Below are 16,986 nucleotides of genomic sequence, written 5' to 3' on the forward strand. Positions count from 1 at the left end.
TATTAGACACGTTTAAAAATCAAAGAGGTATTAATCCCCCCAAAAGCAAAATTATTGCTCATCATCATTTGCGTTTCTACTGAACGCATTTCTGAAACGATATAATCCAGATCACCACAAGCACTATCTATCTGATCTAAATTCAGTGTAGGCACCAACTGATTGCGTCGCATCATTTCAATACTCAGCCACGCCTCAATTGCACCGCATGCCCCGAGCGTATGCCCAAAATAACTTTTTAATGAGCTGATCGGTTTTTTACCCAAGATACGCGCAGTCGCTTGTGATTCAGCAATATCCCCCTGATCGGTCGAGGTACCATGTGCATTGACATAATCAATATCCGCGGCAGTAAGCTGTGCATCTTTGAGTGCCAACTGCATGCAACGTCCCATCATTTCAGAATCAGGTCGAGTCACATGCTGACCATCAGTGTTGCTGCCATAACCGACAATCTCGGCATAAATGGTGGCACCACGCGCTTGGGCATGTTCAAATTCTTCTAAAATTAAACAACCTGCCCCTTCACCGACCACCAAGCCATCACGGTCTGCATCAAACGGGCGCGGCGTTGCCTCGGGTTGGTCGTTTTTCATACTGGTTGCTAACAACACATCGAACACAGCTGAACCTGCGGCACTGAGTTCTTCTGCACCACCTGCGATCATCACGGTTTGTTTGCCATATTTAATCGCTTCATACGCCTGACCAATCGCCATAGAACCTGAAGTACAGGCACTTGATGTTGGCAGCGTCAAACCTTTTAGACCAAAATACACCGTCATATTGACCGCACTGGTATGCGACATCATACGAATGTAGGTCGTAGCATTGAGTTGACTCATATTATGATCAATCAGCATTGCTCCAAACTCACGCACCGCATCCACACTGCCCGCAGAGGAACCAAAGGCCACGCCTGCATCGCCACTTTTTAAAATATCAGCATGCAGTAAGCCAGCATCTTCCAATGCTTTTTCAGCACATACCGCAGACATTAAAGCAACGCGCCCCATACCTCGAGTAACCTTTCGGTTAAAATGCTTGGGTACAGTAAAAGACGCAACAGGGCCAGCTAATTTGCTGCGTAAATCAGGATAAATCTCCCAGTCGGGCATATAGCGAATGCCACTTTTGCCTTGTGCAAATTGCTCAAAAATTTGTTCTGCGGTTTCACCCAAAGAGGTAATCCCAGACATGCCTGTCACAACAACACGTTTCATTAGATCAAGCCTCCATTAACTGAAATCACTTGGCGGGTGATATAACTGGCATCATCACTACATAAAAACTTCACCGCTTTTGCGACTTCTTCCACTTGTCCCATGCGTTGCATCGGGATCATTTTTAAGGCATGTTCTTTAACTTCTTCGCTCACCATTTCGGTTTCAATCAAGCCCGGAGCTACACAGTTCACCGTGATTTTACGTTTTGCCAACTCTAGCGCCAGTGCTTTAGTCGCACCAATCAAACCGGCTTTGGCAGCACTATAGTTCACCTGACCACGATTCCCCATGATCCCAGACACTGAAGACAAAGTCACAATACGTCCGCCCTTTTTCAAGCGGATCATTGGCATCATCAGGGGTTTCAACACATTATAAAAACCGTTCAGAGAGGTCGAAACCACCTCATCCCAGTCTTCATCGGTCAATGCAGGAAAAGCCCCATCTCGAGTAAGCCCTGCATTCAACACCACACCGTAAAAAGCACCATGCTGTGCAATATCTTGCTCTAAAATGGCAGCAATATTTTCACGCTCATTCACATCGAACATCAGTACATGGCTAGTCTGTCCAAGCGCTTGAATTTCCTGCGCCACTGCTTCGGCCTCAGACTGTCTTGAGCGAGCATGTACCGTGACATCAAAGCCTGACTTTGCCAACTCTAAAGCAATCGCTTTACCTATTCCACGACTCGAACCCGTGACTAAAATTCTTCTGTTCACACTAATTTTCCAATGATTTCATTCATATTTTCAGGCTCAAATACGCTCAACATGGCACTGAACCGATGTTCTTGATATTCAATTTCACAATTAAACTGCCCTAAACCTTCATGCAGATAACTTTGTTCTACCCGAATCCGCACGGTTGTGCCCAAACTAAAATAGGCACAAGGCAACTGCATTTTACGCGTTCCCAATAAAAAACCAATTTTCGGTGGCAATCCCTGAGTTTGTCCTTTATAGCCTGCATAGACACTGATGGTCTGTGCCATCAGCTCAATGCTGCTCCATGTGGGCAAACCTTCTGGCTCACAAAACATCAAATCCGGCGTGATGTGAAGTTCTGCAATGGCAAACTCATCATTGGCTTCAATCAAATGGCTGACAAAAACCATCGGTTTTTCATGCGGAATAAACTGTACTGCATCCATCATGGCAAAGCCGTCCCAAAAATTAAACTGATATTGCTACCACCAAAAGCAAAAGAATTACTCATCGCATAGCAAATTGGTGTAGTCAAATGCGGAGTAAGCACATAATTTTGTCCAGCCAAAGCATCGTCCAATTCACCTGCATGATGCAGCGGCAACCAAGATTGATCCAATAAAACCTGCTGGCAAATAAAAGCTTCGATTGCACCCGCCGCCCCTAAACAATGTCCTGTTTTATGTTTAGTGCTGCTCAATGCCACAGTCTCATCTGAAAAAATGGTCTGTACTGCCTTAATCTCCATCGCATCATTTTGCGGTGTAGATGTGCCATGTAAGTTCAAATAACCGATATCGCCTGCTTGAAGCTGTGCAGCAGCCAATGCTTTTTGCATCGCCTCCGCCGCCCCTCGCCCTTCTGGATGCGGTGCTGAAATATGCCATGCATCCATTGACTCGCCACTCGACAACAGCATCACAGCTACAGGTGCTTTGGACAGTAAAAATAGTCCTGCGGCTTCACCAATATTAATGCCGTCACGGTTGGCACCACAGGGCTGACAAATCCCGTTCGATAAGCTTTCTAAACTATCAAAACCATTTAAGGTCAGCTTGCATAAGGTATCAACTCCACCAACCAACACAGCATCGGCTAAATCGGCATTCAGCAGACGTTGCCCCGCAGCCATGGCTTTGGCCGCTGAGGAACAGGCGGTAGAAATGGTATAGGCAGGTCCTTCCCAGCCCAAATACTGTTGTAAGGCTTTCGCTAAACTGCCCATTTCTTGTTTCTGATGTTGTACAGACTGTGGTACTGGCTGTTGAAACTGGACTTTTAAGACAGGCTCATTATCCGCAATTCCTGACGTTGAAGTGCCGATAATCACCGCAAGACGTTGTTTGGGAAACTGTGCAGTATAGTCACGAATTTCGGTTTCAATTTTTGCCAAAGCCGTCAGGGCAAAGCGTAAATTACGCGAATCGGTGGGGCTCAAAACTTCAGGAATGTTTTGAATCAAGGTTTGATCAGATGCACCGACCCATACCCTACGCCCCGCAATCAGATCCTCTCGTTGCGACAAGGTATTTTCTGTGCTTGTTAACGCATGTTGAAGCTCAGCGGCATTTTGTCCCAAAGCCGACAGCGCTGCACTGAACTGAATACCAACGGCTGAAGTATGTTGTAGATTTTTAGTCATCAATACCGCCTTGATCCTCTTCTAAAGTATTGCTCACCGTACTAATCACCATCTGATAAGGCACTTGTAGATTATCCAACTCAATCGCCCCCTCATTTTGCTGAATTTTCAACACGGGCTGCTGCTGTATATAAATAGTATCGTCTTTCTGTAATACATTACTTTGAGCAACATGTAACCCAGCAAAATTTGGATAAGTTGCATACAGAATATCGCGCACCACATAATCAAATGGTAACAACTTCATTTGCTCAATCCGCTGTTCGACTTTAACCTTTTGACCATCAAAACTGAGCTTAAACAACTGCTGCCCCGTAAGGCTGAGTGCCAACATGTCAAGCGATTGTCCCTGTTGTTGCTGGTACAGTAAAAAACTGAAACTCTGCGTTTTCCACTGCACTTCTATTTGATCTTGGCGCTGGTAATTTTGTGCCACCCACTGCGGAGTTGCCAATCCTTGTGCTTTAGGAATCCAACTTTGGCAGGCACTACAGAGCAAAGCACTGGCTAAAACCCAACTAATGGTCTTTAAACACAGCTTAAGTTTCATCAGTCAGCAACTCTTTCTGTTGTTGTGCTTCGCGGCAATATTCTGCCAAGGTACTCAAGCGTTGCTTGGCATTACGATGAATCGGGTTAGTCGTGTCCCATGCATAACCTGCCAGTAAAGATGCAATCATACGGCGGATTTTTTCATCCTGCTGAGTCGAAAACACCACATCCTGAAATTCACCCGAATACCATGACTCAACATAGGCACGGAACACTTGAATGCCTTTACGCAGTGGCTTTTCATATTGCTCCATCCAATCTACCGTCTGACCTTGCAGTACTTGTTCGACCAAAGGCACCGCTAGACTGGAAGATTTCAAAGCGATGGTCACCCCTGAAGAAAAGACAGGATCTAGGAACTCACCCGCATTGCCGAGTAATGCATAGTTTTCAGATGCCAAGTGTTTCACATCAGCAGAGTAGCCGACTAAAGTCCGCACTGGAGTATCATGTTTGGCGTGACGCAGCACATGCGACAAGCTAGCATCATCCGCTAAAATACGTTTCTGCAAGGCTTCTAAGTCATAATCCGCACTACCGTCATAACCGTATTTTTCAAAGAAATCTTGCTCAGCCACAATACCAAATGAAGAACGCCCATCGGCAAAGGGAATCAGCCAATACCATGCACGATGGTCTTTTTCATGCACGGTAATTAAAATTTTCTCACGGTCAAATTCAGGATCATTCAACAGACCATCTTCAATATGGGTAAAGACCGCACGGCGTACAGGAAAATCTGACGGACTTTCTAAATCGAGAAACTTTGGCAAAATGCGACCAAAACCACTGGCATCCAATAAGAATTTACCCTGAATTTGGTAACTGTTGCCCTGCTCATCTTTCACCGTCAAAATCGGCTGTGTGGATGCGACATCGACCGCCAAAACTTCATGACCAAAACGAATATCTACACCCATTTTTTCAGCTTGCTGTGCCAAAAGCTGGTCAAAATTGGCACGTCGTACCTGCCATGTAGTGCCAGGGCCTTCACTGAACTTTTGAGTAAAGTCATAAAAACTGCGCTGAGTGCCTCTTAAAAAGGATGCACCATTTTTAAACTGAAAGGCATATTCATCGGCATGTGCACGAACCGTATCCAACAAACCCGCTTCTTCCAAAAACACCATACACTGCGGCAGTAAAGACTCACCGATGGAAAACCGTGGAAAATATTGCTTTTCGATGACTGTGACTTGATGGCCTTTTTGACGCAGCAAAGCTGCGGCTGAACTGCCTGATGGTCCCGCCCCAATAATTAAAACATCTGTCTGTTGCATGGTGCTCATAGCACTGTACCCTTTAACTCAGCTCTTTGGCTGATATTGTTGAACCACCACATGTTTTGCATCGGAAGATGTAAAAAGTGTGGCATAAATAAATGAAAAAATAACGCCCAGTAAAACCGTTAAACCAAAACTGTGAATGGCATAGGTATGGCTGAAAGATAACAAGCCGAAACTAAAGAAAGTCGACATCATACACAGAAACAAAGCCATACCCACCACCTGCGGGTGATCATGTCCGTGACGGTAGAAAATCGCATAATCCACCCCTATTCCAATAATTAGAAAGGTGCCCATGATGCTAAATAAATTAATCTCGACACCTAGCCATGCTTGAATCGCAAAAGTAGTCATCAAGGCCATACTAACGGGCAACACCAAAGGAAGAATCGATTTCTTACCATAAAGTGCGCCCAAGCCAATGGCTAAAATCAGCAATGCACTGAGTAATAACCACTGCGCCTGCTCACGATGCTGTTTGAACAACTCAGACAGTTGATGAACGGGACGTAACAATTGCACATCTGCATTCTCAAGCTGCTGCACAGCGTTCACATCATGCACATTTTGTAGCATCACTAAACGTTGCGTTGGGCTCATCTGAAGAAAATGCAACGGATGATCTTTAAAGACTGCTTCGGTCAATAACGGTTGGTCTTTTAAATGGGCTTGCCAGTTTAAAACATCGGCAGTATTGAGCTGCAACGCCTGTGCATATTCCGCTAAAGCGTGCTGAGGAATCGCCCGTAACATCGCAACATTCTGTTTTTGCTGCTCAAGTGATGGAATCCACTGCCCTAAAGCTTGCACAGCATCCAACTTGCCAGCCTGCTGTATGGGAGCAAGTTTTGCCAGCAATTGCTGTTCATGTTGCTCTAATTCTGCGGGTGTTCTGCCCTGTACCACAAAATATTCGCTGCTTTGCTGTTGCATAAAGCGCAAACGGATGTATTGATCTTCCTGCTTTAAAGTGGCATCCATACTTTGTAAATTGCGGATGTCATCATTACTTTTCAGAAAGGCGAGGCTGCTACCTGTTACCAGTACAATCAGTGAAATCATGCCATAACGCAGCATTTTTCGGCTCTGCATATAACTGCGTGCTTGGCCAATAAAGCCCAATGCACGTATCGCAGGCTCCGCATTCAGCGCAGGCAACCGCGGCAGCAGTAAAATACTGGTCACCCATGCGGCACTCAGTCCAACCATAGAAAAGACTGCAATCTGTTTAAAGCCTGGAAATGGGGTAAAACTCAGCACTACATAGGCCAATAGCGTGGTCATCAGGCCCACAAATAGACTCGGCAGCAACGGTTTTAAAACAGTAAATCCATCGATCTGTCGGTGCTGAGACTGCATAGCCATGAAGTAAAATGAAAAATCGACACAAACCCCAATCAGACTGGCGCCAAAGACCAGTGTCATCAGGTGAATTTCGCCAAAAACCCAATACGTCACCGCAAAGGCCACCAAACTGCCTGTGCCGACCGCGACCATTTCCGTCAACATCGGGCGTATCGAACGAAAACCAAACCAGACCAGAAGCAAAATTCCGATGGTCGAACCCACGCCAATGGTGGAAATTTCCTCTTTGGCAGAATTGGTGCCAAACTGTGCAAATAGTAACGTGCCTGTCCAGTGCGGTTTAACCTGCAACTGGTTGAGCTGCTGATTGATGCCTTGAATAAAAGTAGCGGTCTGCTCTTGGTAGGCAATGTTATAAGGGCTGTTGTTGAGCTGAAGTACCATCAGGCGCGAAATGCCCTGTTCATCACGAATCGTAGCAAAGCCTTGTTCTAAATTGATATCAGCATTGCTTTGTAAGGCGCTTAAACCCACTGCATAACGCGGAAATAGCAATAAGGGATCTTGCTTGAGCATTTCAGCCGTGATCGGCATGCCCGGACTCATCAGTTGTAATAAGCCCTGCTCTATCAGTGCGGTATGGTCCTGCCCTTGCAAAATCTGCTGATCTGTCTTGGATAATAGCCCCGCCTTGTGTTGATACAGCGCTTGGGCAAATTGATCAGGATTAAGCTGCGGACGAACAGGTAAAAACAGCTGACTTTGATTAGCTTGGGTTTTGAGTGCTTGCGTTGCTTGTTCTAATTGCTGATCCGTTTTGGCATCTAATACCACAAAAACTTTGTCATTTAACTGCTGACTGACATATTGCTGTGCTTGTTCCAGATGAGCATCTTGATGTGCCTCTGGCAGCAAAGCAAAGATATTGGTCTCAATCTTAATGCCTTTATTCAGCCAAGCCGCGCCCAGTGCCAAAGCAATGACACACAAAATCAGTAGCCAAAGGGCGCTAAACTTATTTTGCCAATTGGAAAAGTGCATTTTCCGCAGCCGTTAAAGTTTGAGGTTGAGCCGTTTGCTGACTAAAACGGATGACGGTGCGGTTATTGGCCTGTTCCAAAATCGTGATACGGTCCACATAACGCTGACCTTGGGCATCGACTTGAACAAAAAGCTTTTTAAATAGACTACTTTTCGGCGTTAAGCTGACATTCCACTGAGTCGGGCTGTAGTTGGCAGACACCACATTAAAGTTCTTAGCGAGTGCCGCTTCATTGCCCGACATTAACTGTAAAAACATCGTCGCTACAGAGCCATAGGGAGTCTTATCGACTTCAATTTGACTGGAAGTACGCTGCGTCTTTTGTACCAACTTACGCGGTGTCACCACCAAATCGGCTTTGACTGGACTTTGAATCTGCCACAGCACACCTTGGTTTTTGCTGAACAGCACCGTGCCTTTGGACACATAGGTTTTATTCAACGCTGCCAGTTTTTTCTGCTGCTCAAATTGGGCACGCACCACAGGCGTTGCACCGAGTTGAGTAAACACCTGCTTCAATTCAGTATTTTGTGCATTCGCTGCGGGAGCAAGCAAAGTCATCACACTGGCTGTACACGCAACGAAAATCGTCTTAGAGAATTTGTATCGAATCATGCTCGCATTACTCCGCTTTAAACTCAGGCCATGCATTTAAACAGTCCAACAGCACCTGTGGGGATTGAAAACACATTTCACGTTTTTCAATGTGTACCGCCACTTGCGAGGTATAGCCCTTGGTCAGCTTTCTGCCCGAAACCGCATCGAAAATCAGATATTCAATTTTCAGGCGGTTTTCCCATTCTTTCAAAACAGCGCGCACACGAATTTTTTGCTCAAACTCAATGCCTTGCACATAACGTACATAGCTTTCAATCACAGGCCATGCATAGCCTGAGTCACGCATCTGGTTATAGTTATAGTGAAATTGATCCAGCAGTTTGCAACGTGCAATTTCAAAATATTTTAAATAATGACCGTGCCACACCACATGCATGGTATCGACATCATGAAAGGGCACTTCAATAATTACATCAGCATACATGCTCATTTCCTATGAATATTGAACAGCAATGCTGTCTAACAGTTCTAAATCTTCAAAGCGATTGACCAATGCCTGAAGTTCATGTTGCAAAGGACGATCTTCCTCTACATAGGTGAAGCTCTGAAGCACCCAGTGTTGAAATGCTGTTAAAACAGGGCTGAGTTCTGTATCTACGCCTTTGAGTTTGACCGCCTGAACTGCTGCACAACTGAGTGCCGCAATCACTTGTTCGGTCAGGGTAATCACACGGCTAGCATCACGCGCAGCAATGGTGCCCATGCTAACTTTGTCTTGATTATGACATTCGGTTGAGCGTGAGAAAATTGACGCAGCGAGCGTCTGCTTCAAGGCTTCTGCTGTCCATGCCGAAACCCCGATTTGTACCGCTTTAAAGCCATGATTCAGCGGCAAACGCTCAGTACTTGAGCCAGTTAAATTACGTGGTAAACCATTGTTCATTTTATAGTCCACCAACTGCGCCAATTGACGATCCATCAAGTCGGCAATATTGGCGATCATAATTTTTAGACTATCCATCGCTTGGGCAATATGTCCGCCATAGAAATGGCCACCATGTAGTACGCGTAAGTTCACGGGGTCAATCAATGGATTGTCATTGCTTGAATTCAGCTCATTTTCAATAAACTGACGCAGCCACACTTTGGAGTCTTCAAACACCCCAATCACATGCGGTGCACAACGTAGTGAATAACGGTCTTGCAGGCGTGAACTTTGGTGCTCGGTCTGCACTTCGCTATTCAACCAGTCACGTAACTGGGCTGCAATATGTTGCTGTCCCGGATGAGGTTTTTGGGCAAACAAGACTTCATCAAAATGGCTTGGATTGCCCTCAAGGGCTAAAACATTCAGTGCGGTAATCAAGGTACTAGCAAAAGAAATCTGTTCCGCTTTTTTATAATTCAGGCAGGCGATGGCGGTCATGACCGCTGTACCATTCATTAGAGCTAAGCCTTCTTTAGGACGCATCACCAAAGGTTGCAAACCTTTTTCGGCATACACTTGTGCAATCGGTACAATCTGACCTTGATAGTACACATCACGCTCACCCACCAAAGCCCCTGCAATATAAGACAAAGGCGTCAGATCCCCACTGGCACCCACCGAACCTTCCGAGGGAATTACAGGAATCACGTCTTCATTCAGCATCCAGACCAAACGCTGCAACAAGGCATGTGAAACACCCGAATAGCCACGCGCCAAAGAACATAAACGTACCACCACCACAGCTCGTGCCGTAATTAAGTCTAAGTTTTGTCCCATGCCACAACCATGAAAACGCGACAAATGTAGCGGCAGCTCATGTACTTGGTGAGCGGGAATTTCGACTAAGCATGAGTCACCATAACCCGTGGTCACACCATAAATGACACCTTCGTCTTGCAACAACTGATCAAGGAAATCTGCTCCACGTTGAATCAATGCTACCCATTCAGCAGATGCAGGCAATGCCACCTGTTTTTCTTCGCGCGCTACAGCCACAACATCTTCAATACTGAGCGGAGTTTCCCCAACAATTAACACAAGACTTATCCTTTATTCCAAAAATTATAAAAATTAAACCATTGATAGGGCGCGCGTATGCAATGTTGTTCCAACAGTTCCACATACTGTCGTGTGGTCTGTTGCATGGCCTGTAAACGCTCTTTACGTGGCCAATTTAACTGCTCCGCCACTTTATGAATATGCACTTCAAAATGTGTATCGACTCGATAGCAAAACACTGCCAATACAGGAGCTTTCAATAAACTGGCCAAGATCCAAGCGCCCTGCGGCCACAGCGCCTGCTCACCTAAAAAAGCAACCGATTGTACCCGATCCGACTGCACGGGTACGCGGTCTGCTGCCACAATCACCCATTCACCTTGATCGAGTTTATCCTGCAAAATCAATGCAGTTTCGATTCCCAACTCATCCACCGAAACCAAATTGACATCGGCATGTTCATTTAGTTTTTTTAAAAATTCATTGAACTTGGTGGCATGTTTTTGATACACCAACACATTAATTTTCTGCGAATGCTCTGCTTTGATTGCGCGCAGTAATTCAATATTGCCAAAGTGTGACACCACAATGACCGCACCTTTTTGATAGTACGAACGAAAGTGTGCATGACCATGCAGCTTTAAATTCTGCTCAGGGATATGCCCAAGCCAGCCCTCAATTTTATCTAAAATACATTCGCCAAATTGCATCAAATGCGTATAACTGTGCCAAAGCTGCGGCTCAGCCTGAAACGGCGACTGTGCGCCTGCAAAATGATGCAGTTTTTTTAAGTACAATAGGGAAGCCCGACGCGCGGTATTGGAAAAGAGCCAATACCATAAAATCACAAAATACAAGATGACTCGGCACAGCCAGCGCCCACCCAAACGGTAGAAACCCAACATCAGCATCAGCGGCAACATCCCGCCCCGTTCTTTCACGGCGCTCCATTTCTGCATATGCTTCTCTGACCGCCTTAGCCTTTGACTTTCTGATAAATCAGTTTTGGGAAACGCAGCAGCATGCCACCCAATAAGCGACTATGCGCGCGCGCCATGCCTAGATTGTCCCGCCAAACATCGAAATGTGAAATGCCACCTTCAGGGTAAATCACATGCGTGGGCAGATTGATAAACGGCACATTGTCCCATTTCAAACGCACCAAAATTTCCGAGTCAAAACCCATTCGCGGTTGGAACTTCGCTGTATTTAAAATGTTTACCGTCTGCGCCAAAGGATAAACGCGAAAGCCACACATGCTGTCTTTAATGTCAAAAGACAGACTGTTAATCCACACCCAAATATGCGTTGCATAACGGCCATAGAGACGTTTTTTGGGAACAGTCGCATCAAAGATCGGCTGACCAATAATCATGGCTTCAGGATGCTGGATAGATGTTTCTAAAAAGCGTTGCACATCCTGCCAGTCATGCTGTCCATCGGCATCCAGTTGCAAGGCATGGCTATAGCCACATTGAAAAGCATGCTTGAGACCCGTGATCACCGCCTGCCCCTTGCCCTGATTGTAGGTATGTTCAACCAAATCGACCCTTGGGTAATCGTGTGCGAGCTGATGTAAAACTGCCGTACAATCGGCATCACTGCCATCGTTCACCATAATAATCGGTAACTCAAAAGGGCTTAAATGCGACAGTAATGCAGCCAAATAATGCGGATGGTTATACACAGGAATCACAAAGCAGTGTTTCATTTTGTCTCTCGGCTTAAACGTCTGAAGGGACAGCAAATAGCAAACGTCCTGATGCCAATATTTTGTCCTGATTTTTCAGCTCAAAACTGACCTTGTGCGCTTTACGACTTAACACCAGTTCCACGGTTTGATACGGTTGAATCAGCCCCTGAAATTTTAACTGCTCAAAACCATTACACCACAGTAAATCTGCCCAATTTTGTTTAGCAAAATGCTGGATAAAACCAATTTGTCCCACACCTGGATAAATAGGAAAGTTCGGGAAATGGCCTTTAAAGCACTCTAACTCAAGCATGAATTCTAAAGCATAACTGATCTGCGTATCGTGAGATTGCTGCGTCAGCACCACAGGCAAGCTCATCGGCTGAAAGAGCGATTTTAAATACTGTTTATTCATCTTGGATTGTGCATTTTGTGGCATTTGCGTTAAGAACCGCCACTGCCGTGGAATCGCAATACTTTCCAGCTTCTGTTGTAGTTGTTTTTTCAATTGTGATGTAAATGCAACTTTGCCCTTTTCGGTGAGCATCGCCCTTGCATCATCCGTCAGCACAGCCACCACCGCCAAAATCTGACGCTGTTCTTTTTCATGAATTAAGACATGACACTGCTGTATTTCGACTAACTCAGCGAGTTTCGCTTCAATTGCATCGAGGCTTAAACGCTTTTCTTCGAGTTTTACAATGCGGTCCAAACGCCCCAATAACTGAAATGGACTTTTAGGATTCTGTGCATCTATAAGCTGCACTTTATCGCCTGTCAAAATCCAATCTGCACTAAAAGCATGGTTGGTTTTAACGGTTAACTCTTGCTGTTCGGTACACTCAATCTCGACATTGGCAAAGGGTGTCCATAGCGCATCATCTGCCTGACGGTAGGCAATCCCACCTGTTTCAGAACTGCCAAATACTTCGGTAATCGGACAATTCAGCAAAGGCCGCACATCGGTATCCAATTTTCCGCCAGAGGAATAGACCATATGGCAGTCTTGCAATACCACATCTGTAGTCCAGCGCTTCAACAAAGCGGGGCTGGAAATCACATAATTGGGAAGCTGTAAATGGTGGATCTGCTTTTGAAGATCGACCACATCCTCAGGGAAAGCCAGTTGTTTTTGATAGAAACTACGTCCACTGGCTAAGGGCCATAACAGCTTAAACAACAAACCATAAATATGCTGATGGCTCACCGTAGCAATGGCGACCACCTGTTCAGGCAAATCAAAACTGGCCTCTAAACCACAAACTTCATTGAACAACTGTTGCAGGCTGCGCGGAATTTTTTTCGGCAGCCCAGTTGAACCCGAAGTATAGAAATACAGCTGGGCCTGATTGAAAAAGGCAGCATCAAATTGAAGCTCAAATGTTGATGGTACTGCCAACGGCAAACGCTTTAAAAAATAAATCTGCTGCTCAGCCAGTTCTTTTTCTAAATCACTGACCCGATGCGGAGGCAATAGCACTTGCTTGCCCGCTTGTAAGGCTGCAAACAACAACACCAGAAACTCATAACTGTCTTGTTCCCAGAGCGCCCATACAGATTCATGCAAGTGTTGAATTTGTGCAGCTTGCTCAGCCACATCCAACCAAAAAGTGTGAAAGGACACAAAACTAGAGTCCGCCTGAATACACAAGGGACGCGATGAATGCAGATGGTGTTGAAAATGACAAGACATATAATTTGTTTTTAAAACCGTATTTCTAATCGCTATAGTTCGAGGCACCGTTTAAGTTGCCCTGATGGAAATGCTGTTATTTCTGTGCCTGATGCAGTCGCTGTTGACGTTTACGTAAGATAAACTCACCCAGTAACAATCCACCCATCAAGACATAAGAGATCAAGCCGTTATACAGCACCCAAATCTTCATTGGTGCGAAAAAAACGGTGATCAAGGCAATGACCGCATTGATACAGAAAAATCCACACCAAACTTTGGTCACTTGACGGGTCCATTCTATTCCTTCTGCGGGCAAATTAGGCTCTGCCAAACGTGCAAAACGTTCAATCATTGAAGGTGGTCGAATCAAGGTACTGGCAAAAATAAACAGCGCCCCAAGACTCATAAAGACAGGGTAAAGCTTAAGCCACGCATGATCTTTTAAAATCAAACTCAGCCCACCACATAAAATGGCAAAACCTGTCAAGGGCCACAGCAAGGCATTACCCTTACTCAATAAACGCAGGATGCCTAGTGCAATCAATACAGCACTGACCCAGACATACTGTCCATGTGCTAAAGCATAAGCAACAAAAAAAGGATAGAGAATCAATCCGATCCCTGCTATCCCTTTTAAAATATTGTTCATGCAGCAGACATATTCTGAATAACGACCACCACATCCTGCACAGTACGCACATTTTTAAAGTCTTCAGGATTCACTTGTTTTCCTGTCAGCTCTTTAATTTTTACAACTAAATCAATGGCATCAATACTGTCAACATCAAGGTCTGAAGCTAAGTTTGATTCTAACTGTACCTCTTCAGGCTCAATTTCAAACAGATCTTCCATCCATTCACGTAATTTTTCTAACACGGTTTCTTGTGCAAGCATAGCAACCTCTTATGCTGTTTTCTGTGCTTCAATCAAAGCCACTAAACTTTGAATTGATTTAAAATATTCTTTGGTATCTGCTGACTCTGCATTCAGATGAATGCCATAACGCTTTTTCAATGCCAAACCCAGTTCTAAAGCATCAATCGAGTCCAAACCCAAACCATCACCAAACAACGGTGCATCTGTATCAATATCTTCAATACGAATGTCTTCAAGGGCGAGGACATCAATAATCATTTGCTTTAATTCGTCAGCAAGATTGCTCATTTACGGATAACTCTTGGTTAAAAAACCATTGTAATTGTTGATTTAATTGACGCACATTTTTAGGATTGACCGTTACATCATCCAATACGTCTTCCACTCGAATCGCATCCAATACTTTCACATGGATATGAAAAGGCTGTTCTGGAATGTGATACCACTTTTCATTTTTGGTCAGGGTCGATGGCGTGCAGGTAATCAGCACAGGGCGAATCGGCACACCGGCACGCAGGGCAATATTGGCCGCACCACGCTGAAAGTCATTCAGTTGCTCACCTTTTGCCGTCCGCGTCCCTTCAGGGAAGATCAACAAAGACGCCGCATGATCCTGCTGTAATTTGTGTACACAGTCCTGAATAAATTGTTCGGAACCTGCATTTAAAATATAGCCTGCGTTTTGTACAGGGCCTTTGGTAAATGGATTCGACCACAGCGCCTGCTTGACCACACAGTTTGCTTGTTCCATTAAACCTATTAAAACCACCACGTCAATGAGTGTCGGATGATTTGCAATGACCAACTCCTGCTGACTGTGCTGTAGTTTGTCTAAGCCTTCAACCGTATACGTCATGATGCCCAGTTTCACCATCATTTCGGTAAAACCTTTAAAACTGTGTTTAATCACTTTTTGAGTGCGATGCTTACGAAGCTCAAGGTCTGCTGAGCTCAGCTTAACCAGTGGTGCAATCAAACCACCAATTGCCACGCCACCTAAGCCAAAGCTGGCAAAGCTAAATCCTGTAGCCCCAACACGCCATGCATAGTTGGCTTTTTGCTTGATTCGATTTAATTTCAGCATTTTGCCCACGCTTCAGATTCAGTTTGCTCAGTATTATTCCAAAACGCGTTAAATGCTAAAGCCTGCTGATAAGCTGGCGTTGAATCCGTATGCTTTGGCGTCAATATCAAATTGGCAGGCGCTAACGAAATAATCGCTGCCATCGCAAAAGCAGAAAATGGCTGATGCTCGATATAAATTTCCGACAAGGCTTCATCATAATACACCAGCAAAACTTGACGAGCTTCAGGCATTGTTTTTAGCCACGCATAGGCTTCAATCAGCCCATCATTCCACGAACCCGCCAAACTGGTCGCAGGTGTCGTATCCTGACATAAAATGGAATAGAGGCCTGAAATTGCATTATGTACCGACGTTGAAAATTGAGTCGGCGAAGGGGTTTGCTCGCTTAACACATCTTCTAGAATATTCAGTGTTTTTGCTTCATCGCCATATTGCGACACCCAAATAATATAATCGACATTGTTGGTGTCTAAAGTCTGCATTGCACTGTTCAACACCAGTTTTGCAAGACTCGATAAGCGTCGGCGTTGCATCACAGGAATTTTTTCTATAGCTGGTAATTCTTGATCAACCGAACTCATATTCAAGCGGGATATGTGGAGTTGCATCATAATTAGCAGTATTAAGAATCAAATATTATCAATGCTAAATTATAGCATTTACAAAAAAATAACACAAAAAAAACAAATTTAAGCATTAACTTAAATAATTCAGGTAAGTTTAAGTTAAAGCAACGGGAATTTAAAATAAAGCGACTAACAAAAACTAGCCAGCGTTATTCTATCAAATAGTCTTTTCAAATTGAATAGCTTTCAATAGCTGCGTATTAGTTAAATTTTACTCACACCAACCAAATCAATATAATTCAAACACTTAATTTAAATAATATCAATCGTAGCAGACCGTAAGTCTTTTAAATTTCAGTGAAAAACATCTAAAGAATACAAAATCAGTTCATGACAAAATGCTGTTTAAAATTGGATGGTACATATTTGATATTAATCAAACTTCAGTCATCTTGACTATCTGGCATGATTAATTCTGAACATTAACTTGTTCGCACACCCTAATAATAAATTTTGGTCAAGCCTATTCATTTACTGTTTTATTTATATAGCCGAATCATCAACCCACATCATCGAAGCAATACGATTAAGTCCTCTTTAGAGAAAATCAATCTACGTATCTTTAAACACTTAAACGATAAAAATTTTTAATATATCGACTCTTAAACCGACTTACTCACCCACTGTCGCGGGGACAACAATGAAATTATTTGACAGTTGATAGAGACCAATATACATATATTCATAACTTTTAATCAGCAACATAGTATACTGCTCCTGCTCT

General features: G+C 44.3%; 18 protein-coding genes. All 18 read right to left on the reverse strand.

Annotated features, from left to right (window positions below; translation table 11 throughout):
* Positions 1-2 precede the first annotated feature (2 nt).
* The 18 genes from E0H82_RS04125 to E0H82_RS04210 all read right to left on the reverse strand — a co-directional run bounded on the left by E0H82_RS04125 (position 3) and on the right by E0H82_RS04210 (position 16,247).
* A complete protein-coding gene (locus E0H82_RS04125) occupies positions 3-1,223 on the reverse strand; it encodes a beta-ketoacyl-ACP synthase (RefSeq protein ID WP_131263292.1) in 1,221 nt (406 codons plus the stop codon).
* Complete coding sequence (locus tag E0H82_RS04130; RefSeq protein ID WP_131263294.1) at positions 1,223-1,948, reverse strand: 3-ketoacyl-ACP reductase FabG2; 726 nt, start codon at positions 1,946-1,948, stop codon at positions 1,223-1,225. Before E0H82_RS04130 ends, E0H82_RS04125 begins: the two co-directional genes overlap by 1 nt.
* Complete coding sequence (locus E0H82_RS04135) at positions 1,945-2,382, reverse strand: 3-hydroxylacyl-ACP dehydratase (RefSeq protein WP_131263296.1); 438 nt, start codon at positions 2,380-2,382, stop codon at positions 1,945-1,947. Before E0H82_RS04135 ends, E0H82_RS04130 begins: the two co-directional genes overlap by 4 nt.
* Complete coding sequence (locus tag E0H82_RS04140; protein ID WP_131263298.1) at positions 2,379-3,575, reverse strand: beta-ketoacyl-ACP synthase; 1,197 nt, start codon at positions 3,573-3,575, stop codon at positions 2,379-2,381. The genes E0H82_RS04135 and E0H82_RS04140 overlap by 4 nt, the downstream gene beginning before the upstream one ends.
* The gene (locus tag E0H82_RS04145; RefSeq protein ID WP_131263300.1) at positions 3,568-4,125 is read right to left on the reverse strand and encodes a DUF3261 domain-containing protein; all 558 of its coding nucleotides are present in this window, start codon (positions 4,123-4,125) and stop codon (positions 3,568-3,570) included. The genes E0H82_RS04140 and E0H82_RS04145 overlap by 8 nt, the downstream gene beginning before the upstream one ends.
* Complete coding sequence (locus E0H82_RS04150) at positions 4,115-5,416, reverse strand: NAD(P)/FAD-dependent oxidoreductase (RefSeq protein ID WP_131263302.1); 1,302 nt, start codon at positions 5,414-5,416, stop codon at positions 4,115-4,117. The genes E0H82_RS04145 and E0H82_RS04150 overlap by 11 nt, the downstream gene beginning before the upstream one ends.
* Positions 5,417-5,434: 18 nt before the next feature.
* Positions 5,435-7,759: an MMPL family transporter gene (locus E0H82_RS04155; protein WP_131263304.1), complete on the reverse strand. Its 2,325-nt coding sequence runs from the start codon at positions 7,757-7,759 to the stop codon at positions 5,435-5,437.
* Entirely contained in the window at positions 7,734-8,375 is a 642-nt protein-coding gene (locus E0H82_RS04160) for a LolA family protein (protein WP_131263306.1), read from the reverse strand. Before E0H82_RS04160 ends, E0H82_RS04155 begins: the two co-directional genes overlap by 26 nt.
* A 7-nt stretch (positions 8,376-8,382) precedes the next feature.
* Positions 8,383-8,802 carry an acyl-CoA thioesterase gene (locus tag E0H82_RS04165; RefSeq protein ID WP_131263308.1) on the reverse strand — a complete coding sequence of 140 codons (420 nt, stop codon included), beginning with the start codon at positions 8,800-8,802 and terminating at the stop codon, positions 8,383-8,385.
* A 9-nt stretch (positions 8,803-8,811) separates the two neighbouring features.
* A complete protein-coding gene (locus E0H82_RS04170) occupies positions 8,812-10,344 on the reverse strand; it encodes an HAL/PAL/TAL family ammonia-lyase (protein ID WP_131263310.1) in 1,533 nt (510 codons plus the stop codon).
* Between the two features lie 5 nt (positions 10,345-10,349).
* On the reverse strand, positions 10,350-11,264 hold the full coding sequence (locus E0H82_RS04175) for an acyltransferase (protein WP_131263312.1): 915 nt from the start codon (positions 11,262-11,264) through the stop codon (positions 10,350-10,352).
* Positions 11,265-11,281: 17 nt separating this feature from the next.
* Positions 11,282-12,016 (reverse strand): glycosyltransferase family 2 protein, encoded by a 735-nt coding sequence (locus tag E0H82_RS04180; RefSeq protein ID WP_131263314.1) that lies wholly within the window; start codon positions 12,014-12,016, stop codon positions 11,282-11,284.
* A gap of 13 nt (positions 12,017-12,029) precedes the next feature.
* Positions 12,030-13,691 (reverse strand): AMP-binding protein, encoded by a 1,662-nt coding sequence (locus tag E0H82_RS04185; protein WP_131263316.1) that lies wholly within the window; start codon positions 13,689-13,691, stop codon positions 12,030-12,032.
* A 76-nt stretch (positions 13,692-13,767) separates the two neighbouring features.
* Complete coding sequence (locus tag E0H82_RS04190) at positions 13,768-14,322, reverse strand: septation protein IspZ (protein ID WP_131263318.1); 555 nt, start codon at positions 14,320-14,322, stop codon at positions 13,768-13,770.
* Positions 14,319-14,567, reverse strand: coding sequence for an acyl carrier protein (locus E0H82_RS04195; RefSeq protein ID WP_131263320.1), 249 nt, complete (start codon positions 14,565-14,567; stop codon positions 14,319-14,321). The genes E0H82_RS04190 and E0H82_RS04195 overlap by 4 nt, the downstream gene beginning before the upstream one ends.
* Positions 14,568-14,576: 9 nt before the next feature.
* Positions 14,577-14,837 carry a phosphopantetheine-binding protein gene (locus tag E0H82_RS04200; RefSeq protein WP_131263322.1) on the reverse strand — a complete coding sequence of 87 codons (261 nt, stop codon included), beginning with the start codon at positions 14,835-14,837 and terminating at the stop codon, positions 14,577-14,579.
* Positions 14,821-15,633, reverse strand: a complete 813-nt coding sequence (locus tag E0H82_RS04205; RefSeq protein WP_131263324.1) for a lysophospholipid acyltransferase family protein — start codon at positions 15,631-15,633, stop codon at positions 14,821-14,823. The genes E0H82_RS04200 and E0H82_RS04205 overlap by 17 nt, the downstream gene beginning before the upstream one ends.
* A complete protein-coding gene (locus E0H82_RS04210) occupies positions 15,627-16,247 on the reverse strand; it encodes a beta-ketoacyl synthase chain length factor (protein WP_131263326.1) in 621 nt (206 codons plus the stop codon). Before E0H82_RS04210 ends, E0H82_RS04205 begins: the two co-directional genes overlap by 7 nt.
* Positions 16,248-16,986 lie beyond the last annotated feature (739 nt).

The organism is Acinetobacter sp. ANC 4910 (assembly GCF_004331035.1).
Classification (GTDB): Bacteria; Pseudomonadota; Gammaproteobacteria; order Pseudomonadales; family Moraxellaceae; genus Acinetobacter.